The sequence below is a fragment of the Streptomyces sp. NPDC050704 genome, from assembly GCF_040654355.1.
Lineage (GTDB): Bacteria > Actinomycetota > Actinomycetes > Streptomycetales > Streptomycetaceae > Streptomyces.
Window position 1 is genome coordinate 46,297 of record NZ_JBFAHW010000054.1, and the last position, 23,656, is coordinate 69,952.

24 protein-coding genes are annotated in these 23,656 nt (G+C 69.2%); 15 read left to right on the forward strand and 9 right to left on the reverse strand.

Annotated elements, in window-relative coordinates:
• Positions 1-18 precede the first annotated feature (18 nt).
• Positions 19-1,149, reverse strand: coding sequence for a phosphate ABC transporter substrate-binding protein PstS (gene pstS / locus AB0I18_RS28915; RefSeq protein WP_363108527.1), 1,131 nt, complete (start codon positions 1,147-1,149; stop codon positions 19-21).
• Positions 1,150-1,717: 568 nt separating this feature from the next.
• On the opposite strand from pstS, the gene AB0I18_RS28920 reads away from it, so the two are divergent.
• On the forward strand, positions 1,718-3,280 hold the full coding sequence (locus AB0I18_RS28920) for an FAD-binding oxidoreductase (protein ID WP_363108528.1): 1,563 nt from the start codon (positions 1,718-1,720) through the stop codon (positions 3,278-3,280).
• 106 nt (positions 3,281-3,386) lie between these two features.
• Here the strand turns inward: AB0I18_RS28920 and AB0I18_RS28925 are convergent, their stop codons facing one another.
• The 4 genes from AB0I18_RS28925 to AB0I18_RS28940 all read right to left on the reverse strand — a co-directional run bounded on the left by AB0I18_RS28925 (position 3,387) and on the right by AB0I18_RS28940 (position 6,570).
• Entirely contained in the window at positions 3,387-4,088 is a 702-nt protein-coding gene (locus AB0I18_RS28925; RefSeq protein ID WP_363108529.1) for a phosphatase PAP2 family protein, read from the reverse strand.
• A gap of 181 nt (positions 4,089-4,269) precedes the next feature.
• Entirely contained in the window at positions 4,270-5,277 is a 1,008-nt protein-coding gene (locus AB0I18_RS28930; RefSeq protein ID WP_363108552.1) for a bifunctional lytic transglycosylase/C40 family peptidase, read from the reverse strand.
• A gap of 66 nt (positions 5,278-5,343) precedes the next feature.
• Positions 5,344-6,078, reverse strand: a complete 735-nt coding sequence (locus AB0I18_RS28935; RefSeq protein ID WP_363108530.1) for a serine protease — start codon at positions 6,076-6,078, stop codon at positions 5,344-5,346.
• A 69-nt stretch (positions 6,079-6,147) separates the two neighbouring features.
• A complete protein-coding gene (locus tag AB0I18_RS28940) occupies positions 6,148-6,570 on the reverse strand; it encodes an ATP-binding protein (RefSeq protein WP_363108531.1) in 423 nt (140 codons plus the stop codon).
• Between the two features lie 189 nt (positions 6,571-6,759).
• Here AB0I18_RS28940 and AB0I18_RS28945 point away from each other — a divergent pair, with 189 nt between their 5' ends.
• The 3 genes from AB0I18_RS28945 to AB0I18_RS28955 are packed head-to-tail and all read left to right on the forward strand — an operon-like array spanning position 6,760 to position 8,052.
• On the forward strand, positions 6,760-7,611 hold the full coding sequence (locus AB0I18_RS28945; RefSeq protein WP_363108532.1) for a helix-turn-helix transcriptional regulator: 852 nt from the start codon (positions 6,760-6,762) through the stop codon (positions 7,609-7,611).
• Between the two features lie 11 nt (positions 7,612-7,622).
• Entirely contained in the window at positions 7,623-7,814 is a 192-nt protein-coding gene (locus tag AB0I18_RS28950; protein ID WP_363108533.1) for a DUF397 domain-containing protein, read from the forward strand.
• Positions 7,807-8,052 carry a DUF397 domain-containing protein gene (locus AB0I18_RS28955; protein ID WP_363108534.1) on the forward strand — a complete coding sequence of 82 codons (246 nt, stop codon included), beginning with the start codon at positions 7,807-7,809 and terminating at the stop codon, positions 8,050-8,052. Before AB0I18_RS28950 ends, AB0I18_RS28955 begins: the two co-directional genes overlap by 8 nt.
• Here the strand turns inward: AB0I18_RS28955 and AB0I18_RS28960 are convergent.
• The 3 genes from AB0I18_RS28960 to AB0I18_RS28970 form a co-directional block, all read right to left on the reverse strand.
• Positions 8,049-8,414 (reverse strand): MauE/DoxX family redox-associated membrane protein, encoded by a 366-nt coding sequence (locus AB0I18_RS28960; RefSeq protein WP_363108535.1) that lies wholly within the window; start codon positions 8,412-8,414, stop codon positions 8,049-8,051. The two genes, AB0I18_RS28955 and AB0I18_RS28960, sit on opposite strands and share 4 nt — an antisense overlap.
• 120 nt (positions 8,415-8,534) lie before the next feature.
• Positions 8,535-9,176, reverse strand: coding sequence for an SRPBCC family protein (locus AB0I18_RS28965; RefSeq protein ID WP_363108536.1), 642 nt, complete (start codon positions 9,174-9,176; stop codon positions 8,535-8,537).
• On the reverse strand, positions 9,173-9,565 hold the full coding sequence (locus AB0I18_RS28970; protein ID WP_363108537.1) for a metalloregulator ArsR/SmtB family transcription factor: 393 nt from the start codon (positions 9,563-9,565) through the stop codon (positions 9,173-9,175). The genes AB0I18_RS28965 and AB0I18_RS28970 overlap by 4 nt, the downstream gene beginning before the upstream one ends.
• 294 nt (positions 9,566-9,859) lie before the next feature.
• Here AB0I18_RS28970 and AB0I18_RS28975 point away from each other — a divergent pair, with 294 nt between their 5' ends.
• The 7 genes from AB0I18_RS28975 to AB0I18_RS29005 all read left to right on the forward strand — a co-directional run bounded on the left by AB0I18_RS28975 (position 9,860) and on the right by AB0I18_RS29005 (position 19,105).
• A complete protein-coding gene (locus AB0I18_RS28975; protein WP_363108538.1) occupies positions 9,860-11,236 on the forward strand; it encodes a S53 family peptidase in 1,377 nt (458 codons plus the stop codon).
• Between the two features lie 562 nt (positions 11,237-11,798).
• A complete protein-coding gene (locus AB0I18_RS28980; protein ID WP_363108539.1) occupies positions 11,799-12,107 on the forward strand; it encodes a hypothetical protein in 309 nt (102 codons plus the stop codon).
• 207 nt (positions 12,108-12,314) lie between these two features.
• Positions 12,315-13,157, forward strand: coding sequence for a hypothetical protein (locus tag AB0I18_RS28985; protein ID WP_363108540.1), 843 nt, complete (start codon positions 12,315-12,317; stop codon positions 13,155-13,157).
• Positions 13,147-14,481: a hypothetical protein gene (locus AB0I18_RS28990; protein WP_363108541.1), complete on the forward strand. Its 1,335-nt coding sequence runs from the start codon at positions 13,147-13,149 to the stop codon at positions 14,479-14,481. Before AB0I18_RS28985 ends, AB0I18_RS28990 begins: the two co-directional genes overlap by 11 nt.
• A 23-nt stretch (positions 14,482-14,504) precedes the next feature.
• The gene (locus tag AB0I18_RS28995; RefSeq protein WP_363108553.1) at positions 14,505-16,046 is read left to right on the forward strand and encodes an SCO6880 family protein; all 1,542 of its coding nucleotides are present in this window, start codon (positions 14,505-14,507) and stop codon (positions 16,044-16,046) included.
• 6 nt (positions 16,047-16,052) lie between these two features.
• Positions 16,053-17,486, forward strand: coding sequence for an ATP-binding protein (locus tag AB0I18_RS29000; RefSeq protein ID WP_363108542.1), 1,434 nt, complete (start codon positions 16,053-16,055; stop codon positions 17,484-17,486).
• 35 nt (positions 17,487-17,521) lie between these two features.
• Positions 17,522-19,105 carry a type VI secretion protein gene (locus AB0I18_RS29005; protein ID WP_363108543.1) on the forward strand — a complete coding sequence of 528 codons (1,584 nt, stop codon included), beginning with the start codon at positions 17,522-17,524 and terminating at the stop codon, positions 19,103-19,105.
• Between the two features lie 21 nt (positions 19,106-19,126).
• Here AB0I18_RS29005 and AB0I18_RS29010 read toward each other — a convergent pair whose 3' ends face one another.
• Positions 19,127-19,675: a GNAT family N-acetyltransferase gene (locus AB0I18_RS29010; protein ID WP_363108544.1), complete on the reverse strand. Its 549-nt coding sequence runs from the start codon at positions 19,673-19,675 to the stop codon at positions 19,127-19,129.
• A 93-nt stretch (positions 19,676-19,768) separates the two neighbouring features.
• Here AB0I18_RS29010 and AB0I18_RS29015 point away from each other — a divergent pair, with 93 nt between their 5' ends.
• From AB0I18_RS29015 to AB0I18_RS29030, 4 genes are all read left to right on the forward strand, one after another.
• Positions 19,769-20,725 carry an ATP-binding cassette domain-containing protein gene (locus AB0I18_RS29015; RefSeq protein WP_363108545.1) on the forward strand — a complete coding sequence of 319 codons (957 nt, stop codon included), beginning with the start codon at positions 19,769-19,771 and terminating at the stop codon, positions 20,723-20,725.
• Positions 20,722-21,489 (forward strand): ABC transporter permease, encoded by a 768-nt coding sequence (locus tag AB0I18_RS29020; RefSeq protein WP_363108546.1) that lies wholly within the window; start codon positions 20,722-20,724, stop codon positions 21,487-21,489. The genes AB0I18_RS29015 and AB0I18_RS29020 overlap by 4 nt, the downstream gene beginning before the upstream one ends.
• Before the next feature lie 181 nt (positions 21,490-21,670).
• Positions 21,671-22,867 (forward strand): histidine kinase, encoded by a 1,197-nt coding sequence (locus AB0I18_RS29025; protein ID WP_363108554.1) that lies wholly within the window; start codon positions 21,671-21,673, stop codon positions 22,865-22,867.
• Entirely contained in the window at positions 22,864-23,538 is a 675-nt protein-coding gene (locus AB0I18_RS29030; RefSeq protein ID WP_363108547.1) for a response regulator transcription factor, read from the forward strand. The genes AB0I18_RS29025 and AB0I18_RS29030 overlap by 4 nt, the downstream gene beginning before the upstream one ends.
• Positions 23,539-23,656 lie beyond the last annotated feature (118 nt).

The window sequence follows — 23,656 nt, forward strand, 5'->3', positions numbered from 1 at the left end:
CCGGACCGCGCACTCAGGTCAGCTCAGGCCGGCGACGGTCTCGCGAACCTTGGTGATGATCTCGGCGGGCATCGGCGCGTAGTCGATGTCGGCCAGCAGGTTCTGGCCGTCCTCGCTCGCCATGTAGGTGAGGAACGCCTTGGTGGCGGGCAGGGTGTCCGCCTTGTTGCCCTTGTCACAGACGACCTCGTAGGTGACGAGGATCATCGGGTAGGCACCCTCGGCCTTGGTCGTGTAGTTCAGTTCGAGCGCGAGGTCCTTGCCCGTGCCGACGACCTTGGCGTCCGCGATGGCCTTGGTGGCGTTCTCGACGGTGGCCTCGACCGGGGCGCTGGCGCCCGTGTCCAGGGTGATCGGCTTGATGCCGTCCTTGGCGTACGACAGCTCGAAGTAACCGATGGCACCGGAGGTCTGCTTCACCTGCGCGGCGACACCGGAGGACTGCGGAGCGGCCTGGCCGCCCTTGGCCTCCCAGGCCTTGCCGCCCTCGTACTTCCAGTCGCCGGGGGCCGCGGCCTTGAGGTACTTGGTGAAGTTGTCCGTGGTGCCGGACTCGTCCGAGCGGTGGAACGCCTGGATCTTGAGCTTGGGCAGCTTCGCTTCCGGGTTCAGGTCCGCGATCGCCTTGTCGTCCCAGCTGCTGATCTTGCTGTCGAAGATCTTGGCGAGGGTCGGGGCGTCCAGCACGAGCTTGTCGACACCCGGAACGTTGAAGCCGACCGCGATCGGCCCGCCGACCATCGGAAGGTCGATGCCCTGGCCACTGGCGCAGATCTTCTTGGAGGCGGTGACCTCTTCGGGCTTCAGCGCGGAGTCGGAACCGGCGAAGGCCACCTGGCCCTGCGTGAACGCCGTGATGCCGGCGCCCGAGCCGCCGCCCTTGTAGTTGATCTGCACGCCCTTGCAGGCGGCCGTGAACTGCTTGACCCAGGCGTCCATCGCGTTCTTCTGCGCGGACGAGCCGTCGGCGAGCAGCTGTCCCTTGGCGTCGTCACACTTGATCGAGCTGGCGCCGGCCGTCTGGCTCGCGCCGTCGCCGCCGTCGCCACCGGTGTCGTCCGAGCCGCACGCCGTCAGCGCCAGGGCGCCGGAGACGGCGACAGCACCGAGGGAAAGGGCGCGAAGCCGGTTCTTGCGCTGAAGCTTCACTTTCGGGAGTTCCTTCCAGGAGCCGCCTCGTCTCGGCGGCGTGCGAGGTCGTGGTGCAGCCTCCGTCCGCACGAGGCTGCCGTCGTACTACTTGTCATCGAGTGGCACGCGAGCGGACTTTCGTACGCACCACGCACCGGGTAAGGCCGAAATTAGGCAGAACAGGTGAAGCCGCCGACTGCCGTGAGTGAACGGAGGGTGAACCCCTGCCGTCAGTGCGGTGAGGTAACGGAATGCTCACGGGGAGAACACGTGCGGGTCCCGACTAACGGAACCCCGTCTTTCGGAAGCTCCTCGCCTCCCTCCGCCCCTGCTCGGCCCGTTCCTCAGCCCTGCCCGACCCCGCCCGGACCCTTCCGAGGATGGCCGAAAACACGGCGGTACGCCCCCGGAGCCGTCCCCGGCATCCTCCGCCACAGCCCCCCGGCCACCACCCCCGCTCTGCGTCGGGCGCACGCATGCCGGGAATCACCGTCCTGCGAGGCCCTGTCGCGTTCCCGGGGCCCGGCCCGTGGAACCCGCCACCCCTGAACCCCGTCTCGTTCCACGGGACCAACGGGAGGCGCGCATGCGACGGCGTACGTTCATCGGCGGTGGCGCCGCGATCACGGCGACCGCGATCACAGCCGCGTGCACCGGTGGCGGGTCCGAGCCGGGGTCCTCCGAGGGAGCCACCAGGTCCCGTACATCCGGCCCTCCGCTCACGACGACCAGCGCCTCCGCCGCGGCCGACCTGAAGGCGCTGGCCAAGGACCTGGACGGCCCACTGGTCCGCCCGGGCGACGGCAGCTGGGCGGCCGCCCGCCAGCTCTACAACACCCGCTTCGACTCACTGAGGCCGAGCGCCGTCGCGTACGTCGCCCACGCCGACGACATCCGTACGGCGATCTCGTACGCCCGCGCCCACCAGGTCCCCGTCGCCATCCGCAACGGCGGCCACTCGTACGCCGGCTGGTCCTCCGGCGACGGCCGCCTGATCGTCGACGTGTCCAGGCTCTCCCGGGTCCGGGCCTCCGGCGGCGAGGCGATGGTCGGCGCGGGCGCCAAGCTGATCGACGTCTACCGCGCGCTGGCCGCGAAGGGCGTGACGATTCCGGCGGGTTCCTGCCCGACGGTCGGCGTCTCGGGCCTGACGCTGGGCGGCGGCCACGGGGTGGTGTCCCGGGCGTACGGCCTGACCTGCGACAGCCTCACCCGGGCCACCCTGATCACGGCCGCCGGAAAGCAGCTCACCGCGAGCGCGACCGAGAACAAGGACCTCTTCTGGGCCCTGCGCGGCGCGGGCAACGGCAACTTCGGCGTCGTCACCGAGCTCCGCTTCAGGACGCATCCGGCGCCGCAGGCCGTCTCGGCGTTCATGTCCTGGCCGTGGTCCAGGGCCGCCGCCGTGGTCAGGGCCTGGCAGGAGTGGGGCCCCGACCAGCCCGACGAGATCTGGTCGTCGTGCCATCTCGCGAACGCGGCCGGCGGCACGCCCACGGTCTCCGTCTCCGCGTTCTCCCTGGGCACGTACGGCGAGCTCCAGAACGCCGTCGACCGCCTGGCCACCCGTATCGGCGCCTCGGCCCGCAGCGTCTCCCTCAAGCGCCACTCCTACGAGGAGGCGATGGAGGTGTACGCGGGCTGCTCGTCCTTCGCCACCGACGCCCAGTGCCACCTGCCAGGACCGACACCGGGCCGCTCCCCCGAGGGCGCCCTGGGCCGCGAGACGTACGCGGCCCGCTCGGACTTCTTCGACCGTTCGATATCGGCGGCGGGCATCCAGACCCTGCTGTCCCAGATCGCCGGCGTCCGGGGCGGCACGGGCAGCATCGCGCTGACGGCCCTGGGCGGCGCGATCAACCGGGTCGACCCCACGGCCACGGCCTTCGTCCACCGCCGCTCCCGCATGCTGGCCCAGTACATCGGCGCCTGGCGCCCGGGCACCCCCGGCACCACGGCCCAGTCCTGGCTGACCCGGGCCCACACAGCGATGAAGCCTCACGCGTCGGGCGCGGCCTACCAGAACTACACAGACCCGACCCTCAAGAACTGGCGCAAGGCGTACTACGGCCCAGCGGCCCCACGCCTGAAAACCCTGAAGCACCAGTACGACCCGGCGGCCTTCTTCAAGTTCCCGCAAGCTCTATAGCAACGTAAGCCTGGCGCGCCCGTCAGGGGCGCGGGGAACTGCGCGACCAGCCCCAACGAACCCGCAGATCACCACGGTCCACACTCCCCCGGCTCACACGAACCAACTACGCCGCCAGATCCCGCTCTTCCGACTCCGGCGCCCGAGCTGTCCCGGCAACCACTTCACCCTGCCCCCCGGCGGAGCCGCGCGCTCGGATCAACCACCCAACCCGAGAAGACCGCTCCACCGCCTGCGCAACCGGCGTCAGCAAAGCCATGGCAAGCGGCGAAAGCAGCAGAACGACCGCGGTCCCGAGGGCGAATCCACCGATGACGTCGGTCGGATAGTGCACGCCCATATAAACCCGGGCGAATCCTTCAAGAAGCCCGATCGCTATCCCGGCAAGCCCGAACTTCCGATTCGCGACAAAAAGTCCGACCCCCATCGCCATGGTGAGAGTCGCGTGATCGCTCACGAACGAGTAATCGGTCTTGCCGCCGATGAGGACTTCGAGCCCTTCATGGTCGACAAAGGGCCGGGGCCGCTCCACGAACCCCCGTATGGGCACATTGACCAGGACGGCGATTCCGGCGGCGAGCGGCGCCCAGACCAGCGCGGCCACGGACGAGGCGGCTTCGTCCCCGCCCCGCCGCCGCACGGAGAGCCAGCACCACAGGATCAGCAGGACCATGGCGAGCAGGAGCCCCCACTCGCCCACGAATTCCATGCCCCGGTCGAACCAGTGCGGCGCGTCCTTGGCGATGCCATTGATGTCGTAGAGCAAATCGACGTCGGGGTTCGACCCGGATTCGGCGAGTCCAGCCATGGTGCCTACGGCCCTTCGTCGTCATCTTCCCGACGCACCACCGGTGCGTCGCGCCATCAACCCCCGTCGTCGGCTACGAGAACAGGAACGCACGGCCCCCTTCAATACGTTCCACTCTCCACCGAATGATCACTCAGACGTTATCGAAGAGAGATACATCGCCGCAGCTCAGGGGAGGGTTTCACACAGAGGTGGGCAACGCTTTCGCGCCATCTTCGGTCACCCGGGTCGCGCCGAAGTAGTCGGGCGTATCGATCGGGTCGAACCGGATCACGGCCCCCGGCCGAGGCGCGTCGATCATGTATCCGCCGCCCACGTAGATGCCCACGTGCCGGATGGCCCGGGAGTTGGTGAGGTCGTCCGAGAAGAACACCAGATCCCCGGGCAGCAACTCGTCCCGCTTGGGGTGCGGCCCGGCGTTGTACTGGTCGTTGGCCACCCGCGGCAGCGTGATCCCCACACTCTCGTACGCGGCCTTGGTCAGCCCCGAGCAGTCGAAGCGTCCGCCCTGGTCAGCGGTACCGTTGCCGCCCCAGAGGTAGGGCGTGCCGAGCTTCTTCTGCGCGTAGTTGATGGCCCCGGCGGCCTGCTGCGAGGGCTCCACACGGCCGACCGGCGCGGCGAAGCTGTCCTCCAGCGTGGTGATCGTCTTCACGTAGTTCTGGGTTTCCTTGTACGGCGGCACGCCCCCGTACTTGATGACGGCGTACGCCCCCGCGTTGTACGCGGCGAGCATGTTCTTCGTCGGGTCGCCGGGCGCGTCCTTCACGTACTTCGCAAGTGTGCAGTCGTACTTCGCGGCCGATGGAATCGCGTCATTCGGGTCCCAGACGTCGCGGTCGCCGTCCCCGTCGCCGTCAACTCCGTGCGTGGCCCAGGTCCCCGGGATGAATTGCGCTATCCCCTGCGCGGCGGCCGGACTCTGGGCTTGGGGATTGAACCCGCTCTCCTGGTACAGCTGCGCGGCGAGCAGTGCCGGATTGATGGCGCTGCACAGATTGCCCCACTTCTGCACGAGCGGCTGATAGGCCGCCGGCACGGCACCTTTGGCCAGGCCACGGGCCCCCTGCCCCACTCCGTTGGCGAGGTTCCCGGCGGTCATGTAGACCCCGACCACCAGCAGCATGACGAAGCTGAGCCCCGCCCCCGCGGTGACGGTCCCCACGATCCAGGCCTTACGCACCGTCAACCGCCCCTCGCCGCACGGTAGTCCGCCGACCGTCAGTGTAGAGGCGGACACCCCACCACGGAATGATCACCGGCCGGCGGTCCGATACAGCGCGGCGGCCTCCCCTCCGAGCACGACGCTGTACGAGACGTCATCGGTGTCCCCGCCCTCCAGATGCCCACCCAGCACCCCGACCACCCGACCGTCGGAATCCAGCCAAGGACTCCCACTCGTACCGCCACTGAAACCCGGACACGCGATGCGCTGCTGGCTGCCGCCGTAGGCGGTGGGCCTGTTCGTACAGCCCACGGGCGTCTCGCGGGCGTGGGGATACCCGACGACGGTGACGACCCGGCCGGCCCCTTGCCGGCCCGCACCAAGACTGTTCGCCCCGACGACATCCTCAACCTCCTTGCCGTCCTTGCCTCCCTTGCCGACCCGGGCGAACGCCACGTCACTGTCCTCGTCCTGCCGCCCCTTCCACCCACCGGAGACGTACGTCCTGGTCACAGCCCACTCCCCGTACGGGGCCCGCCCTTCCCGATAACCGGGCGCGAAGACGATGCTCCCGTCGCTCCCGTCCCCTCCGAGACAGTGAGCGGCGGTGACGATGAGATCCCGCCCTGCGCTGTGCACGACGGAGGCGGTGCAGTAGTGCGCCCCGCCCCGGATGAGTACGCCGACCCGGGCGTTCCGGGAGGTCACGGGAGCCGTGGCGGTGACGCCGAGGGGTCCGTGAGTGTGCGCGACCGCCGCAGGAACGGAGCCGGCGGCCAGCAGACCGACGGCAACGAGGAGCAGGAGACGGGCGGGGCGGTTCATCGGAAAGAGCCTTGCCCTACGAGGTGAGAGAAATCCTCCACCCAGCCTGAGAATCCAGTGTGAGCCGGCTCAGAGATCCGGCTCCCCGCACTCGGCCCACAGCAGCTTTCCGCCCCGGGTGGCGTCCAGTGCGTACGCGCCCCACGTCTCCGCACAGGCCCGCACGAGCTGCAGACCACGGCCGTGCTCGGCGTCCGCCGCGGCTCGCGTGGGTACGTCGTCGAAGCCAGGCGGGACGGTGGGGTCGGAGTCCCACACCCCGATGCGCAGCCGCCCGGAGTCGGCGGCGCGCAGCCGCAGGGCGTACGGGCCTTTGGTGTGGAGGTGGGCGTTGGTGAGCAGCTCGGAGGCCAGCAGCTCGGCGGTGGGGCCGAGTTGGGCGAGGTCGTGCGCGGCGAGGACGGTTCGAAGGGTTGCGCGGGCGATGCCCGGGGCGCGTGGATCGTGCGGGAGCGTAAGGGTGTAGGCCCAGGACGGGGATACGGTTGCCATCGGAAGTCTCCGATCACGGAGGGGAGTTGGACGGTTGCTCAGTGACCTCGGCCGCTCCGTCGAGCGGGGTACTTCTGAGCGGGGCGCTTGAGGTTCAAGGTAACCTCACTAGATATATTCTTCACCCAAAACCGACGGATACTAAAGGTAATCACCTGTGTGGGTGACAAGCATGGAGGAACGGCGGGAATGGCCGTGAGGAACAACCCGACGGGGCGTCAACTCCGGTTCGGCGCCGAACTGCGCAAGCTGCGCGAGCAGGCGGGCCTGACCTCCACGGGCGCCGCCCAGCTGCTCGGCATGAAGCAGGCGCAGGTCAGCAACATGGAGACCGGACGGCTCGGAGTCAGTGCGGAGCGGGTGCGCACCCTGGCCTGTCACTACGACTGCTCGGACAAGGCCCTGGTCGAAGCCATCGCGGGGATGACCGGCGAGCGCAAACGCGGCTGGTGGGAGGAGTACCGCGAAATCCTGCCCGCCGGCCTGCTCGACCTCGCCGAGCTCGAACACCACGCCGCGCGGCTGCGCACCGCCGTGACCGTGCACATCCCGGGCCTCTTCCAGACCACGGAGTACGCCCGCGAGATCTTCCGCCAGGCCGTACCGGAGCTCCCGCAACCCGACATCGAGCATCGAGTCTCATTTCGGCTCAAACGGCAGGCCATCCTCTTCCGAGACCCTCCGACTCCGCACCAGATCATCGTCCACGAGGCTGCTCTGCGTATGAAGTTCGGCGGCTCTCGCGTAACCCGCGATCAGCTCAAGTACCTGCTGGAGATGAACGAACGAGAGCACATCACCGTCCAGGTCATCCCGTTCGACACAGGCGCCCTTCCCGGCTCCGGGCAGTCGATCTACTACGCCGAAGGCCCCGTGCCACAGCTGGACACCGTAAACCTCGACCAGTCCCACGGCCCGGTGTTCCTCGACGCCGAGGCCCAACTGCGCAAGTACCGCGTACTGCTGGACCGTATGGAATCCGCGGCCCTCACCCCCAAGGAGTCGCAGATCTTCATCCACACCATCGTCAAGGACCTGTGAGGGAGCCCAAGATGCCCGCGCCCATCTGGCAGAAGTCGTCCTACTGCCCCGAAGGCAATTCCTGCATCCACATCGCCGCCAACGCCACCGGGACCCTCCATCTCACCGAAAGCAGCGACCCAACCCACTCCATACTCGGGACAACCCCGCACACCTTCGCCGCCCTCATCCACGTACTAAAAGAGAACCCAACCCATGTCTGACATCCCCCCGGACCTCAACTGGACCCGCGCCGCCCCGCCGGAGGCGACCGGGCCCGGCCCCTGGATCGAGCTCGCCTTCGGCGACAACGACCTCGTCTACATCCGCGAGACCAGCGACCCCGAGAACGTCGTCACCACCACCCAGAAGAAGTGGGACGCCTTCGTACTCGGCGTACAGGCAGGCGAGTTCGACCACTTCGTCGAGGGAGTAGAAGGAGTGGAAGAAGAGAAGTCCTAGCCCCGCCCGACGCTACGCGCCCACAGCACGAGCGGCACCTGCAACGGAAGCCGGGCCAGAGCCGCGACCCTGAGCGGCGCGGGCCGGCGACGCCAGTCCACGGCCATCTGGACATTGGCGGGGAACACCCCGACGAAGAACGCCGCGGTGGCCAGCGCAGCGACCCGGCGCGTACGGGGCAGCGCCACCCCGGCCGCCAACGCCAGTTCCACGGCACCGCTCGCGTACGTCCAGGTCCGGGGCTCACCCGGCAGCGCACGTGGGATGGTCGCATCGAACTGACGTGGTGCCGCGAAGTGGGCGACACCGGCGGTGGCCAACAGGCCGGCGAGCAACAGGGGTGAGCGTTCCGACGGGGGCACCGGTTCCTCCTCAAGGGGCTGCCGCGCGATATTACTGGACGGTAGGCGAGCGCGGGCGGGTTCGCACGCTTCCGCCGCGCACCCTCAAGCCCAACCGGGCCCCCTTATCGGGCACCCCATTTACGCGGGCTCCGCCACGGTGTACGCCGCGGTCGTCCGGTCCGCGGCCACCCTCGCCGTCGGCTCCGCCTCGCCCGCGGCGACGTTCGCCTCGTACCAGCCCTCACTGCTCAAGGTCACGAACCGGCGCCCCTCCTCCGACCCCATCCAGGCCATGACCTCCTGCGTATCCACGGGCGCACTCGACGCCAGGTGCAGGGCGAGACCCATGACGGCCAGGTCCCAGCCGACTCCGACGGCCCCAGGCCCGAACTCCGCCCACTTCGTGTCGTCATCGACATGGGAGATGTGGTCCAACTCGAACCGCGTACCGCCTTCCGCCCCCGGCGTCAGCCGCAGCTCGATCCAGCTCACACCCCCGTCGTACTCCCAGGTCGCGGCGAAGCTCCTGGGCGGGTCGCAACGCTCGACGGTGCCGTTGGCGTTGCCCTCCAACTGGTACTTGCCGCCGAGCCGGAGGTCACCGGAGACCGGCAGAAACCACCGAGGAATGCGCTCGGCATTGGTACAGGCGTCCCACACGTCCTCGACGGCCGAGTCGTACGTCTGGCTGATGGTCACCACGTGCGACTCGCCCGCCTTGAAGACACGGGCGCCGACCTGCCGCCGTACGGCGTTGATCTGATGAGTGACGTCAATCATGGGGTGCTCCTCTTCTCCGACAAGTCGCGCGGTTCACGCGGGTCACCGCCAGGGGACTCACCAAGCCGCCGCTCCCGCTTGCCGCGCGCCAGTTCGGTGGCCAGGGCGTCCAGGTGCGGCGTCCAGAACCGCCGGAACCGCGCCAGCCACGCGTCGATGTCGCGCAGCGGGTCGGCGTTCACGGCGTACAGCCGCCGCGTCCCGTCCGGCCGCACGGTGGCGAAGCCGTTCTCCCGCAGCACCTTCAGATGCTGCGAGACGCCGGGCTGCGATATCCCGAACTCTTCCCTGATGACCTCGCTCACCGCCCCCGAGCTCATCTCACCGTCGGCGAGCAGCTCAAGAATCCTGCGGCGTACGGGATCACCGAGTACGTCGAATGCGTGCACGCAATCAAAATATCACTGATTGCTTATATAAGCGCGAGCCAATACAACAATCGCTCGTCATTCCTGTGAACCGGGTCAAGCGGGAGCCACCCGCCGACCATCGCGCGGCCATTGATCAGTAAGGCGGACGCCGGGTTCGGTATGGCGGAAGTCAGGATTCCAGAACGCGCCTTGTTGTCACGTACCCAACAAGGAATGGTCATCCGCGGGCCGCTCGGCCCGACGCCGGGGACACCGTACCGGCGACACCGCACCCGCACCGCTCCTGCTCAACCACGCCCAGGAGGCTGTCCGTTGCGCACCACAACCCCCCACGCTCCGCACTCCCCCAACAGACGTTCCCCGCGCGCCCGCTGGACCCGCCTCGGCTCCGCCGCCGTCGCCACCGCGGCACTCGTCCTCGCCGGACTCGGCGGCATCACCGGCCAGGCGAACGCGGCACAGAACCAGACCACCGCCCCCACCCCCACCCTCACCCCTGCCAAATCCGCGAGCTCCAAGGTGACTTGGACCCGCGCCTGCGCCACGCCCGCAAAGGGCCGGATGGCCTGCAAGGCGCTGCGCGTCACCGGCGGCACGACCGCGTTCCAGAAGACCGAGGCAAAGACCACGGCGGACAGCGTGACCCCCAAGGCCGCCGACGCGAGCACCCCCTCCGGCTACGGCCCGAGCGACCTCCAGGACGCGTACGGCCTGACGTCCGCCGCCGCTTCCGCGGGTTCCGGCAGGACGATCGCGATCGTCGACGCGTACGACGACCCGAACGCCGAGGCGGACCTCGCCAAGTACCGCTCGAACTACGGCCTCTCCGCCTGCACCACGGCCAACGGCTGCTTCAAGAAGGTCGGCCAGACCGGCTCGACGACCTCCCTCCCCGCTGCCGACAGCGGCTGGGCGGAGGAGATCTCCCTCGACCTCGACATGGCAAGCGCGACCTGCCCGAACTGCAACATCCTGCTGGTGGAGGCCAAGTCGTCGTCCATGACCGACCTCGGCACGGCGGTGAACCAGGCGGTCACGCTCGGCGCGAAGGCCGTCTCCAACAGCTACGGCGGCAGCGAGTCGTCCTCCGACGCCTCCTACGACACCTCGTACTTCAAGCACCCGGGCGTCGCGATCACGGTCAGCGCGGGCGACAGCGGCTACGGCGCCGAGTACCCGGCGGCCTCCCAGTACGTGACCGCGGTAGGCGGCACGGCCCTGTCCTCCGACTCCTCCAGCCGCGGCTGGACCGAGAAGGTCTGGTCGACCAGCAGCACCGAGGGCACGGGCTCCGGCTGCTCCGCGTACGACACGAAGCCGTCCTGGCAGACCGACACGGGCTGCGCCAAGCGCGCGATCGCCGACGTCTCCGCGGTCGCCGACCCGGCCACGGGCGTCTCGGTCTACGACTCCTACGGCGTCACCGCCGGCTGGTACACCTTCGGCGGTACGAGCGCCTCGGCACCGATCATCGCGGGTGTGTACGCCCTCGCCGGCACCCCTTCCACCACCTCCTACCCGGCGAAGTTCCCGTACTCATCGGCCGGCACCGCCTCCCTCAACGACGTAACCAGCGGCACCAACGGCACCTGCGCCGCCACCTCCAGCTACCTCTGCACCGCCACATCGGGCTACGACGGCCCGACCGGCTGGGGCACACCACAAGGACTGACGGCCTTCACGGGCTGACGGAACCCACCCGAACGAACTGAAGGACCAGAGGGCCGCGGCTGACTACCGCGGCCCTCTGCCATCAACCCCGCAAATCACCCCCCACCCCACCCCGACCTGACACCCCGACACCTCCCCCCGCCCCACCCCGAGATAGCCTTCGGCGAGGGCAAAACGGGCGGTGTCTACTCACCAGGAGACATGCGACCCGGAGGGCATCGGCACGACAGACCGGCGTACACGGGACGGAGTCGGGCTCGATGAGCGGGGCGGAGTCGGTCGCCGTCGCGCGGAAGTCGCGTAGAAGGGGCTAACGACGGAACCACACGACAGGTTCCGGTTCACCTTCATTGCCCGGCGTGACCTGCCGTGATACACAGAGTGACCATACGCCTCCCTGTGTATCGTCCCCCGCCCCCGAAAGGGCCCCGCGGGGGCCGGCGACAAGAGATTCGTACGAAACCCGCCAACCAATGACGCCAAGTCGACATCCGGCGGCGTCTTTGTCAGCGAGAATGGCCCTGACCTCTGCGCAGAGTGGCAGGGGATGCAGAACTACCCATAAGGGGCGGTGACTTACATGCTTTTCGCAGCCGAAAAGGGCGACATCAACACAATCATCGGCGGGATCGCCCCGGACTGGGGCCCCTTCGGCAGCCTGGGCACCGAAGCACGGGTGATGATCGAAGTCGTGATGGCGGTCGCCATCCTGCTCTGCCTGGGAATCGCGATCTGGGGCGCCGCGAAGCAACGTATCGGCGCGACGGCCCTCCGCGACACCTTCAGTGCCGAACAGGGCAAGGGCCTCATCATCGCGGGCCTCACCGGAGTCTTCATCATCGGCTCCCTCGGCACGGTCTTCACGATCGTGTACGGCATGGCCGTGTAGGCGGCCGGCGGCTCGGCGCCCTCAGACCCGGCCGGGCGCGCCCGGTCCCCTCTACCCCACCCGTCCCGTCGTGCCCACCGGCTGAGGTTGCGTTTCCCTGATGTCGAGTCACCACACCGCGCCCGCGCGGGAGCCTGCACGGCTACCGTCGTACTACTACGCACACCAGTACGCGGTTCAGCATGAGGTTGAGGGGGCGTACGCGGCATGAGTGTCGGTGACGAGCACGGAGCGCGCGGCGACGACGGCGGGTACGGGGGCACTGGCCAGACCCGCACCCGGCTCCCCGACGGCGGCGGTGACGTCTACGGGGGCGCTCGACGGGGCGGCCGTTCATCCTCCCGCAGCCTGGTCACAGTGGTGGGTGTCGTGGTGCTCCTGATTGCGGCCATCGCCTTTGCGAACCGTGGTGGCGATGATTCCGGGTCCGGCGACTCGGGAAGCGGCGACCAGCCGAAGGCGGCGCCTACGGCTGCTTCCGGGCAGCAGCCGGTCGAGTCGAAGACCGGGGGGATTCCTTCCGGGTTCGCGCACGACGAGCAGGGGGCGGAGTCGGCGGCGGCCAACTACTCGGTGGTACTGGTCTCGTCCGACATCCTCAAGCCCGCCAGGCGCAGCGAGATCGTCCAGCAGGTGTTCGTCGCCGACAGGGTGGCCGCGCTGGAGGACAGACTCAACAAGACGTATGACAAGGCCTTCCTCGACAAGGTCGGCCTGGACGAGAACGGCAACGCGCCGACAGGCAGCACATACGTCTCACGCACGATGCCGGTCGGCACCAAGGTCACGAGTTACTCGGACAGCACGGCCACCGCCCAGGTCTGGTGTGCGGGCGTGTTCGGGATGGCGGCGGAGAACTCGACCGACCCGGTCACCAGCGACTGGTTCACCATGACCCTCCGGATGCGCTGGGCCGACGGTGACTGGAAGGTCGACACCTTCACCCAGAAGGAAGGCCCCGCGCCGGTCAACGGCGACAACAAGGTCTCGACGTCCGAAGAGATCTCGAAGGCCGTCGAGGAGTACGGAGGGTTCACGTATGCCCGGTAGCCGACACCGCGTGCTCAAGGTCGCGGGATCCCTCACAGCCGTACAGACCGCCGTCGTCCTGCTGGCCACCCGGGCCGCCGCGGCCCCCACACCCACGCCCACGCCGGCCGACGACAACTGCGGCCTTCTCTCGGGCGAGGCCAAGAGGATCTGCGAGAGCGGCGACAACAGCCCCGGCGACACCCCCACCGTCCCCGGCACCGACGCCCTCGACCCCTTGGCCTCCCTCGCCAAAGGCTGCGCCGACGCCGCCTCCTGGACCATCGACAAGCTCAGCGAAGCGGTCAAGAACACGGCGACCGTCGACTTCACGAACCCCAAGTTCCTCCAGCAGTACGCGGTCGTCTTCGCCGCGTCGACCATCCTCACCCTCGTGCTCTGGCTGCTCGCGGTGGCCAAGCGGGCCGTGCGGGGCGTCCCCCTCACCACGGCCATCTCCGAGGCGATCGGCTTCCTCTGGCTGACGGTGCTGGCGTCCGCCTTCACCCCGCTGATCCTCTACACCGTCGTCTCGGCGACGGACGGCGTCGCGGACGTCCTCGCCAAAACGACCGGCAACCAGACGGACACCTTCTTCGGCAACTTCTCCGGCGCCCTGAACAAGGGCACGGACATCGGCGGCGGCCCGATCATGCTGATCGTGGTGTCGCTCGTGTCGATTCTGGCCGCGGGCGTCCTGTGGCTGGAGCTCGTGATCCGCGCCGCCCTCCTCTACGTGGGCGCACTGCTCGGCACCGTCGTGTACGCGGGACTCGTCGACAAGAACCTCTGGGGCCACGTCCGCCGCTGGGCCGGCATCATGATCGCCGTCATCCTCGTGAAACCGGTGATCGTGATCGTGCTCGGCCTCGCGGGCGCGCTGTCCGCCGAGGACGGGCCCGACGCGTTCTCCGCCGTGGTCTCCGGCCTCGCCATCATCCTGCTCGCCATCTTCGCCAGCGCCATGATCTACCGCTTCGTACCGGGCTTCGGCGACGAGATCGCCAACTCCCGCAACAACCGCATCATGCAGGGCGCCGAAGGCAAGGCCGCGGCCGTCATCAGCTCCCCCGCCACCCTCGTCGCCCAGGGCATCAAGACCCACAGCGCCCGGGCCGACAACAACGGCGGCGGAGGCGGTGGCGGAAGCAACAGCGGTGGTGGAGCCCGCCCCTCCAACCCCGCTTCCGGCGGCGTCGCCGCCCACAGCACACGCGGCTCTTCCAACGGCGGCGGATCCGTCCCCTCCGCCGCACCCCCGCCGCGTACCAGCCCGGCGAACACCCCCCACGCCGCCAACAACCGCAACAGCAGCAACAACCGCACGGGAGGTGAAGGGCGTTGACGACTGATTCCCATGCGGTCCACGTGTCCCATCCGGTCACGCCCCGCCGTACATATCTGATCGGCCGCGCCCGGCCGAACGCGATCGTCGGCCGGAACCGCGAGTCCGGCGAGATCGCGCTCATCATCACGGGCGCGTTCCTCGGCATGATGGCCGGCCTGCTCGTCCCCGTGCTCTCCCTGCGCATCGTCCTGCTGATGGGCTTCCCGCTGCTCGCGCTGGCCGCGGTGTACGTGCCGTACAAGCGGCGGACGTTCTACAAGTGGTTCGAGATCAACCGCAGTTACAAGCGCAGCCTGCGGCAGGGCACCGCCTACCGCAGCACCGTCATGGAAGCCGGCACGCGCGTCGACGGCCGCGAGGTCGAGATCGGCCCGCCCCCCGGAATCGGCCGCATCACCTGGCTCGCGGCCCCCTTCGGACCGGACGAGCTCGCCGTCCTCCTGCACGCCGACCGGAAAACCGTCACTGCGGCGATCGAGATCGAGGGCCCGGGCGTCGGCCTGCGGGACAGCGAGGACCAGGAGGCCCTCGTCGACCGGTTCGGCACACTGCTGAAGCACGTCGCGAACGGCGACGGCTTCGTCACCCGCCTGCAGATGCTCGCCCGCACCCTCCCCGCCGACCCGGACGCCCACGCCAAGGACGTCACCGTACGAGGCGACGAGCGGGCCCCCGCCTGGCTGCAGCAGTCGTACGAGCAGCTCCAGTCCATGGTGTCGACCAGCAGCGAGCAGCACCGCGCCTACCTCGTCGCCTGCATGCACTACTCCCGCGAACTCGCCGCCGAGGGCCACGCGATGGCGCGAGCCGCCCGCCCGCACGGCGGCAAGAAGCTCGACAAGGACGCGGGCCTGGCCGTCGTCATGGCGCGCGAACTCACCGACATCTGCTCGCGGTTGCAGGAAGCCGACATACGGGTACGCCAGCCGCTCGGACAGGGGCGCCTCTCCTCCCTCGTGCATTCCATGTACGACCCGGACCACCCCATCGACCACATCCAGGCGATGACGAAGCGGAACGCCTGGCCGGCCGAGCTGGACGCCATGGAGGCCACGTACCTCCAGGCCAAGACCCGCGAGTCCTCCACCCGCGCGCCCTGGTGCCACGCCACGGCCTGGGTGAAGGAGTGGCCGATGACGCCGGTCGGCGTCAACTTCCTCGCCCCCCTCCTGGTCCACACCCCGGACGTCATCCGGACCGTCGCCGTCACGATGGACCTCGAACCCACCGAGATCGCCATCGAGCGGATGCTGACCGAGAAGACGAACGACGAGGCGGAGGCCAGCCGCCAGGCCAAGATGAACCGGACCGTCGACCCGCGCGATGTCGCCTCCCACAACCGCATGGACCAGCGCGGCGAGGACCTCGCGAGCGGCGCGGCCGGCGTCAACCTCGTCGGCTACATCACCGTCTCGTCCCGCAACCCCGAGGCGCTGGCCCGCGACAAACGGACCATCCGCGCCTCGGCCGGCAAGTCGTATCTGAAGCTGGAGTGGTGCGACCGCGAGCACCACCGGGCCTTCGTCAACACGCTCCCGTTCGCGACCGGCATCCGGAGGTAGGACTTCATGCGGGATCCGCTGTCCGTCGCCACGGAAGCCTTCACCTCCTTCCTCTTCGGCAAGGTCGAGACGACCCGCCCACCGGTGCGCACCTCCACCGGCCAGGCCCAGGCCGTCTACCTGCCGACCGCCGCCCCCGGCCTCGGCGACTCCGGCGTCATCATCGGCCGCGAGGTCTACTCCGGGAAGGGCTACATCTACGACCCCTTCCAGCTGTACGGACAACAGCTCCCGGCACCGCACTGGCTGGTGCTCGGAGAGTCCGGCAACGGCAAGTCCGCGCTGGAGAAGACGTACGTACTACGGCAGTTGAGGTTCCGCGACCGGCAGGTCGTCGTGCTCGACGCACAGGGCGAGGACGGGGCCGGTGAGTGGAACCTCATCGCCCAGGAGCTGGGCATAACCCCCATCCGGCTCGACCCGACAGCCGCCCTGGACATGGGCATCCGGCTCAACCCGCTCGACCCGGCGATCACCACGACCGGCCAGCTCGCACTGCTCCGGACCATCATCGAGGTCGCGATGGGGCACGGCCTCGACGAGCGCTCGGGCTTCGCCCTGAAGGTCGCGCACGCCTTCGTCAACGAGACCATCGTCGAACGGCAGCCCGTCCTGACCGACATCGTGGAGCAACTGCGCCACCCCGAGCCGGAGTCGGCGGAGGCCATGAACGTCGCCCTGGACGACGTACGGGCGTGGGGCCTGGACGTCGCCCTGGTCCTGGACCGACTGGTGGACGGTGACCTGAGGGGCATGTTCGACGGCCCGACGACCGTCGGCATCGACCTCGACGCGCCCCTCATCGTCTTCGACCTGTCCCACATCGACCGCAACTCCATCGCCATGCCGATCCTGATGGCGATCGTCGGCGTATGGCTGGAACACACCTGGATCCGCCCCGACCGGAAGAAGCGGATCTTCCTGGTCGAGGAGGCGTGGCACATCATCAACAGCCCCTTCGTGGCCCAGCTCTTCCAGCGGCTGCTGAAGTTCGGGCGACGTCTCGGCCTGTCCTTCGTGGCGGTGGTGCACCACCTGAGCGACGTGGTCGACGGGGCGGCCGCGAAAGAGGCGGCGGCGATCCTCAAGATGGCCTCCACCCGTACGATCTACGCCCAGAAGGCCGACGAGGCACGGTCCACGGGGCGGGTCCTCGGCCTGCCCCGATGGGCCGTCGAGATCATCCCGACCCTCTCCCCGGGCATCGCGGTGTGGGACGTCAACGGCAACGTCCAGGTGGTCAAACACCTCATCACCGAGACCGAACGGCCGCTCGTCTTCACCGACCGCGCCATGACCGAGACGTCGGCCGAACAGGCCGACCACCTGGCCGACGACGCACTGCGGGCCGCCGAACTGGAGGCGGAGGAACGCGCGGCGACGTTCATGGAGCAGCACCTGAGCGATCTCGACGGATCGTCCGAGTCCACAGTGGCGTAGGCGTAAGTGGCATAGGTGTAGGGGAGCGGCGTGAGATGAGACCGGACGAGCGCGACCGCCGCCGCGAGGGCGAACGGGGCATCCCCGACGGGCTGTTGATCGGAGTCCTGGCCTTCGTCCTCGGCATGACCTTCCTGGTCTGGTCGGCGACGGGCCTCGCCGGCCTCTTCGCCCACGGCTCCTGGCCGTCCGGCGTCACCTTCCGCCGTACGCCCCTGGCGATGCGCCAACTCATCGAGCAACCGCACGACGTGGCAGGCGCCTGGCCGGACACGCCCGCGGACCAGTTGTCGGGATACGGGCTCTTCTGGGGCCTGCTCATCGGGCAACTGATGGTCCTGGTGGTGCTCACGGTGTTCGTGCTGGGCACGGTGGCGAGGTGGCGGGCGGGCAGGGCCCGACGCAAGACGTACCCCGAGCCCGCACCCGCGCCCACGACCCACGAAGTCCCGGCCCAACAGCCCCCGCCGGTCGTCCAACAGCCCCCGCCGGTCCAGCGGCCCGAGTCCGTGCAGCAACCCGCGCCAGCCCAACAGTCCGCACCGCTCCCGCTCCAGCAGGAACCCCTGCCGGTTCCCGACCCCGTACGCAGCCAACCCGAGCCCGCACATCCCGCACATCCGGTACATCCCGCGCATGAAGTAGCCCCCGTCCCACCCCCGTTGCCCACCTTGCCCACCCCACGCTCCCCCGTCGTGCTCGGCCCCGCCGAAACCCGCCACCCCGTAGCCGTCCAGGCGGTTCGCGACGCGGACGGCCCCGTCCTGGTCATCACCTCGAACCCCGCCCTCTGGTCCGACACCAAGGACGCCCGCGCGAAACTCGGCCCGGTGCTCCTCTACGACCCCTCCCACCTCTGCGACACCCCGGCCCGCCTCCACTGGTCCCCCTCGTCCGGCTGCGAGGACAATGACACCGCCAGGGCCCGCGCGAAGGCCCTCCTCGCCCCCGTCCGCCCCACCGCGAAGATCGACCAGGCGGTCGCCGACACGGCGGAAACGCTCCTGCGCAGCTACCTGCACGCCGCCGCCGTGGACGGCCGCACCATCCGCCACGTCCACCGCTGGGCCCAGGGCAGCCAGGTCCAGGACGCCGTACGCACCCTCCGCACGAACGCCAAGGCGGCATCCGGCTCCGCGGGCGAACTCGAAGCGGCACTCACCTCGCACCCCGAACGCCGCGACATCGCCCAGGAGTTGACCGCTCGCGCACTGTCCTCCCTCTTCACGGTCAACGTCCGCGAGGCCTGCACACCCAACCGAACCGACACCCTCACCTTGGATTCCTTCATCAACGAAGGGGGCACGCTTTATGTGGTCGGTGAACCCATCGAGGACCCCAAGGCGAACCCCGGCGCGATGCCCCTCCTGACGGCCCTCGCCTCAAGCGTGGTCGAGCGCGGCCGGCGCATGGCCGAACGGTCATCCTCCGGTCGCCTCGACCCACCACTCTCGCTCGTCCTGGACGACGTCGCCGCGGTGGCCCCGCTCCCCCAACTCCCGGACCTGCTGGCCACCGCCACCGGCCCGGGCCAGGACCGCGGCCTGCCCACCCTGGCCCTCCTCCGCTCCCGCGAACAGGCCCGCACCCGCTGGCCCCACCACGAGCTGCCGGAGTAACTCCCGGCTCCCCAGGGCTCCCTAGGGCCGCTTGAGCACGAACTCCAGCTCCCGAGCCACGGGATCCCCTTCCACCGGAAGCGTCTCCCCCGTGGGCACGAACCCGATCTTCCGGTAGAAACCCTCGGCCCGAGCGTTCCGCGAATGCACGAACAGCCGCACCCGATCGACCCCGGCCACCTCCCACGCCCAGTCCAGGGCATACGCGAAGAGCCGCTCGGTGAGCCCCTGCCCGCGCACCTCGGGCCGTACATAGACCCCCACGAGATGCCCCTGCCGCACCTCGTTCACGCTACCGAGGATCCCTTTCTCCCCGGCCTCCTCCACGAGCACGACCACGGACCCGACCCACCGCCCGTCGGGGGCCTCGGCCACGACCTGCTGCCGTTCGAGAACGCCTTCCGCAGCCCCCGCAGTCCGCTCCTGCCAGAAGCTGTCGGGCCGGCCCACGGCATTCTCGTATGTCTCCAGGAAGGCAAGATGCGCCACCGGATCCCGCAGCCCGTCCAGCCTGAGCTGTTTCACTTCGGGCCACTCGTCAGGACGTATCGAACGGATCACGTGCTTCATAAGGGCCACCGTAATACCGCGGTACTACACCCCTCACCCCATATACCGCCGCCGTCCGACGCCCAGGCCCACCGCCCGGCGAACCATCGAAGCATGACGACCACCCCCGGAATCACGGCACACGGACTGACCAAACGCTACGGCGGCAAGCCGCCCAAGACCGCCGTCGCCGACCTCACCTTCACCGTCCGGCCGGGCACCGTCACCGGCTTCCTCGGCCCCAACGGCGCCGGAAAGTCCACCACCATGCGGATGATCCTCGGCCTGGACACCCCCACCCGGGGCAGCGCGAAGGTCGGCGGACACGCCTACCGGGAACACCCCGCGCCCCTCCACGAGGTCGGCGCACTCCTGGAGGCCCGCTCGGTCCACCCGGGCCGCACCGCCTACCACCACCTGCTCTCGCTTGCCCTCACCCACGGAATCCCCCGCGGCCGCGTCGAGCACGTACTCGACCTCACCGGCCTGACGGACGTCGCCGGACAACGCGTCAAGGGCTTCTCCCTCGGCATGGGCCAACGCCTGGGCATCGCGGCCGCCCTCCTCGGCGACCCGGCCACCGTCGTCCTCGACGAACCGGTCAACGGCCTCGACCCCGAGGGCGTCCTGTGGATCCGCACCCTCCTCAAATCCCTGGCCGCGGAAGGCCGTACGGTCTTCGTCTCCTCCCACCTGATGAGCGAGATGGCCCTCACCGCCGAGCACCTGATCATCATCGGCAGGGGCCGCCTGCTGGCCGACACGACCGTCGACACGTTCGTACGAGAGTCGGGCGCGGGCACCGTCAAAGTCGTCACCCCCGACCCCGGCCCACTCACAGCCCTGCTCGCGGCCCCCGGGGTCGACGTCACCAGCTCCACCCCCGGCACCCTCGAAGTCCGCGGCACGGACACCGAACACATCGGCCGCACCGCCGCCTCCCACGCCATCCCCCTCTTCGAACTCATCCCGCACACTGCCTCGTTGGAACAGGCCTTCATGGACCTGACCCGCGACTCGATCGAGTTCACCGCGACCACACCCACGACCGAGCCCCTGGAGTCGGTATGACCGCCCTCACCCCGGCCCGCGTACTGCACTCCGAATGGCACAAGCTCTGGACGGTCCGCTCGACCTGGATCATGCTCGCCGCCGCGACCGTCCTGACCGTCGGCGTCGGCATCGCGATGGGCGCGTCGTACGAAGAGGACCGCGGCGAGGTCTCAGGCATCGACCCCGTCCAGTTCCTGCTCTTCGGCACGCAGTTCTCGCAGATCCTGCTGGCCGTCGTCGCCGTCCTGTTCATGGCGGGCGAGTACGGCACAGGCCTGGTCCGCTCCACGATGGTGGCCGTACCGCGCCGCCTCCCGGTCCTCTGGTCCAAGGCCGGCGTCGTCACCGCGGTCACCTTCGCCGCCACCTTCACCACACTCCTCGTCACCTTCACCGCCGGCCAGCTCTTCCTCGACGGCACGGACAAGGAACTGTCCCTGACCGACCCGACCGTGCTCGGCACCCTGCTCGGCAGCACGGCGGGCCTGACCTCCCTGGCCCTCATCGGACTCGGCCTCGGTGCCCTACTCCGCTCGGTTCCCGGCGGCATCACCACCTACATCGGCGGCGTCATCGTCCTCCCGGAGGTGCTCAGGATGTTCCCGTACGACGCCATGGACCGCATCGCCAAGTACTTCCCCGGCAGGGCGGCCGAAGCCCTGATGACCCTGCGCGACACCCCCGACTACGCGGCCACGGGCCCCGCCCTCCTCGCCCTCACCCTGTGGACGGCCGCGATCCTCGGCGCCGCGGCGGCACTCCTCAGGCGACGGGACGTGTGACCAACTCCCGCGCCCGCGACTCCCGTACGAGGATGGACCCGTGACCGAGATACTGGACCGGCTGCGCACGACCCGCGACCAGAGCCGACGGGACCGGGCACGACAGGATCAGGCCTGGCGCGACCAGTCCTGGCGGGGCTGGTCACCGGACAGGCAGAGGCAGCCGCCGGTCACCCGCCAGATCCACCGCTTCACCCACTGGGTACGCACCTTCGACCGACGCCATCCGCTGGTGTGGGACGTCCTGATCACGGGCTTCTTCGTGACCGCCGCCCTCATCGACTTCCTGGGCGGCGGCTGGCTGAACATCACCGACAACCCGGACGCCCCGACCTGGCTGCTCACCACGATGTCACTGGGCTTCACCATCCCGCTGCTGTGGCGCCGCACCCACCCCGTCGCGATCCTCCTGCTGATGCTGCCGCTGGAGATCGCCAACACATGGACCGGCGCCGGCCTCCAGGCCGGTCTGACCCTGCTCGTCGTCACCTTCAACATCGCACTGCGCACCCGCCTGCGCACGCTGCTGTGGTCGTACGCCCTGACCCTGGTGCCGATCATCGTGGACGGCCTCCGCTACCCCGACGACCAGGGCGCGGACCAGTCGATCGTCCCGCAGTCGATGAGACTCGCCATGGTGGCGATCATCGGCATCTCCTACCGCACCCGCCAGGAGTACCTCGCCTCGCTCGTCGAACGCGCCCGCCAACTGGAGATCGAGCGCGACCAGCAGGCCCAGCTCTCGGCCGCCGCCGAACGCGCCCGCATCGCCCGCGAGATGCACGACATCATCGGCCACAACCTCTCGGTCATCACCAGCCTCGCCGACGGCGGTTCGTACGCCGCCGCCAAGAACCCCGAACGCGCCACCCAGGCCCTGACCGCCATCGGCACCACCAGCCGCCAGGCACTCGGCGAACTCCGCCGCCTGCTCGACGTACTGCGCGCCGACGCCCCCAGCGCCGAGCTCTCCCCCCAGCCCTCCCTCACCGACCTCGACCAACTCATCGACGGCGTACGGTCCGCGGGCCTCCCCGTCCGCACCACCGTCCAGGGCCGCGCCACCCTCGCACCGGGCCGCCAACTCACCGTCTACCGCGTCATCCAGGAAGCCCTCACCAACACCCTCAAGCACGGCGGCCCCGGCGCAACCGCCAACGTCTCGCTCTCGTACGAGGACGGTGGCGCCGTGACGACAACGGTGACCGACACCGGCCGCGGAGGCGAAGGCCCCTTGAATCCGCCCGGCACCCGGGGCCGCGGCCTCACCGGAATGCGCGAGCGAATCGCCTTGTACGACGGGACACTTGAGTACGGCCCGCTGCCGCGACACGGCTGGCGCGTCCACCTTCACCTACCGGAGGAAACCCCGCAGTGACCACCATGCTCATCGTCGACGATCAGGCACTGCAACGCTTCGGCTTCCGCATGCTCGTGGAGAGCCAGGACGACATGACGGTCCTGGGCGAGGCCGGCAACGGCAGCGAGGCGGTCCGCCTGACCGCCGAACTCCGCCCCGACGTGGTCCTGATGGACATCCGCATGCCCGGCCTCGACGGCATCGAGGCGACCCGCCGCATCGTCGCCTCCGGCGACCGCACCCGCGTCCTCATCCTCACCACCTTCGACCTGGACGAGTACGCGTACGCCGGCCTGCGCGCAGGTGCCTCCGGCTTCCTCATCAAGGACGCACAGCCCGAGGAACTCCTCTCCGGCATCCGTTCGGTGGCCACCGGCGACGCGGTGGTCGCCCCGAGCCTCACCCGCCGACTCCTCGACGCATACGCCCAGCACCTGCCCGTACCGGCCTCGAAGGCGTCGACGTCCCCCGCCCTGGACCCGCGACTCGCCTCCCTGACGGAACGCGAACGCGAAATCCTGACGGTCATGGGCAAAGGCTGGACGAACCTCGAGATCTCCGCACGCCTGCACCTCGCCGAATCGACGGTGAAAACCCACGTGGGCCGAATCCTCGCGAAGACGAACTCCCGGGACCGTATCCAGGCGGTGATTCTGGCGTACGACGCGAGATTGGTGCAGCCGTCCTGACGTCCTGCCTGACATCTTGAAAACAGAAAAACCCCGCACCGTAAGGTGCGGGGTTCTCCCGTTATCAAAATTCGTTCGGCGGCGTCCTACTCTCCCACAGGGTCCCCCCTGCAGTACC

Coding starts and splice junctions, on each gene's coding strand:
- AB0I18_RS28920 (WP_363108528.1), top strand. CDS start 1,718: ATGCGACGGCGTACGTTCATCGGCGGTGGCGCCGCGATCACGGCGACC.
- AB0I18_RS28925 (WP_363108529.1), bottom strand. CDS start 4,088: ATGGCTGGACTCGCCGAATCCGGGTCGAACCCCGACGTCGATTTGCTC.
- AB0I18_RS28935 (WP_363108530.1), bottom strand. CDS start 6,078: ATGAACCGCCCCGCCCGTCTCCTGCTCCTCGTTGCCGTCGGTCTGCTG.
- AB0I18_RS28940 (WP_363108531.1), bottom strand. CDS start 6,570: ATGGCAACCGTATCCCCGTCCTGGGCCTACACCCTTACGCTCCCGCAC.
- AB0I18_RS28945 (WP_363108532.1), top strand. CDS start 6,760: ATGGCCGTGAGGAACAACCCGACGGGGCGTCAACTCCGGTTCGGCGCC.
- AB0I18_RS28950 (WP_363108533.1), top strand. CDS start 7,623: ATGCCCGCGCCCATCTGGCAGAAGTCGTCCTACTGCCCCGAAGGCAAT.
- AB0I18_RS28955 (WP_363108534.1), top strand. CDS start 7,807: ATGTCTGACATCCCCCCGGACCTCAACTGGACCCGCGCCGCCCCGCCG.
- AB0I18_RS28965 (WP_363108536.1), bottom strand. CDS start 9,176: ATGATTGACGTCACTCATCAGATCAACGCCGTACGGCGGCAGGTCGGC.
- AB0I18_RS28980 (WP_363108539.1), top strand. CDS start 11,799: ATGCTTTTCGCAGCCGAAAAGGGCGACATCAACACAATCATCGGCGGG.
- AB0I18_RS28985 (WP_363108540.1), top strand. CDS start 12,315: ATGAGTGTCGGTGACGAGCACGGAGCGCGCGGCGACGACGGCGGGTAC.
- AB0I18_RS28990 (WP_363108541.1), top strand. CDS start 13,147: ATGCCCGGTAGCCGACACCGCGTGCTCAAGGTCGCGGGATCCCTCACA.
- AB0I18_RS29000 (WP_363108542.1), top strand. CDS start 16,053: ATGCGGGATCCGCTGTCCGTCGCCACGGAAGCCTTCACCTCCTTCCTC.
- AB0I18_RS29005 (WP_363108543.1), top strand. CDS start 17,522: ATGAGACCGGACGAGCGCGACCGCCGCCGCGAGGGCGAACGGGGCATC.
- AB0I18_RS29010 (WP_363108544.1), bottom strand. CDS start 19,675: ATGAAGCACGTGATCCGTTCGATACGTCCTGACGAGTGGCCCGAAGTG.
- AB0I18_RS29015 (WP_363108545.1), top strand. CDS start 19,769: ATGACGACCACCCCCGGAATCACGGCACACGGACTGACCAAACGCTAC.
- AB0I18_RS29020 (WP_363108546.1), top strand. CDS start 20,722: ATGACCGCCCTCACCCCGGCCCGCGTACTGCACTCCGAATGGCACAAG.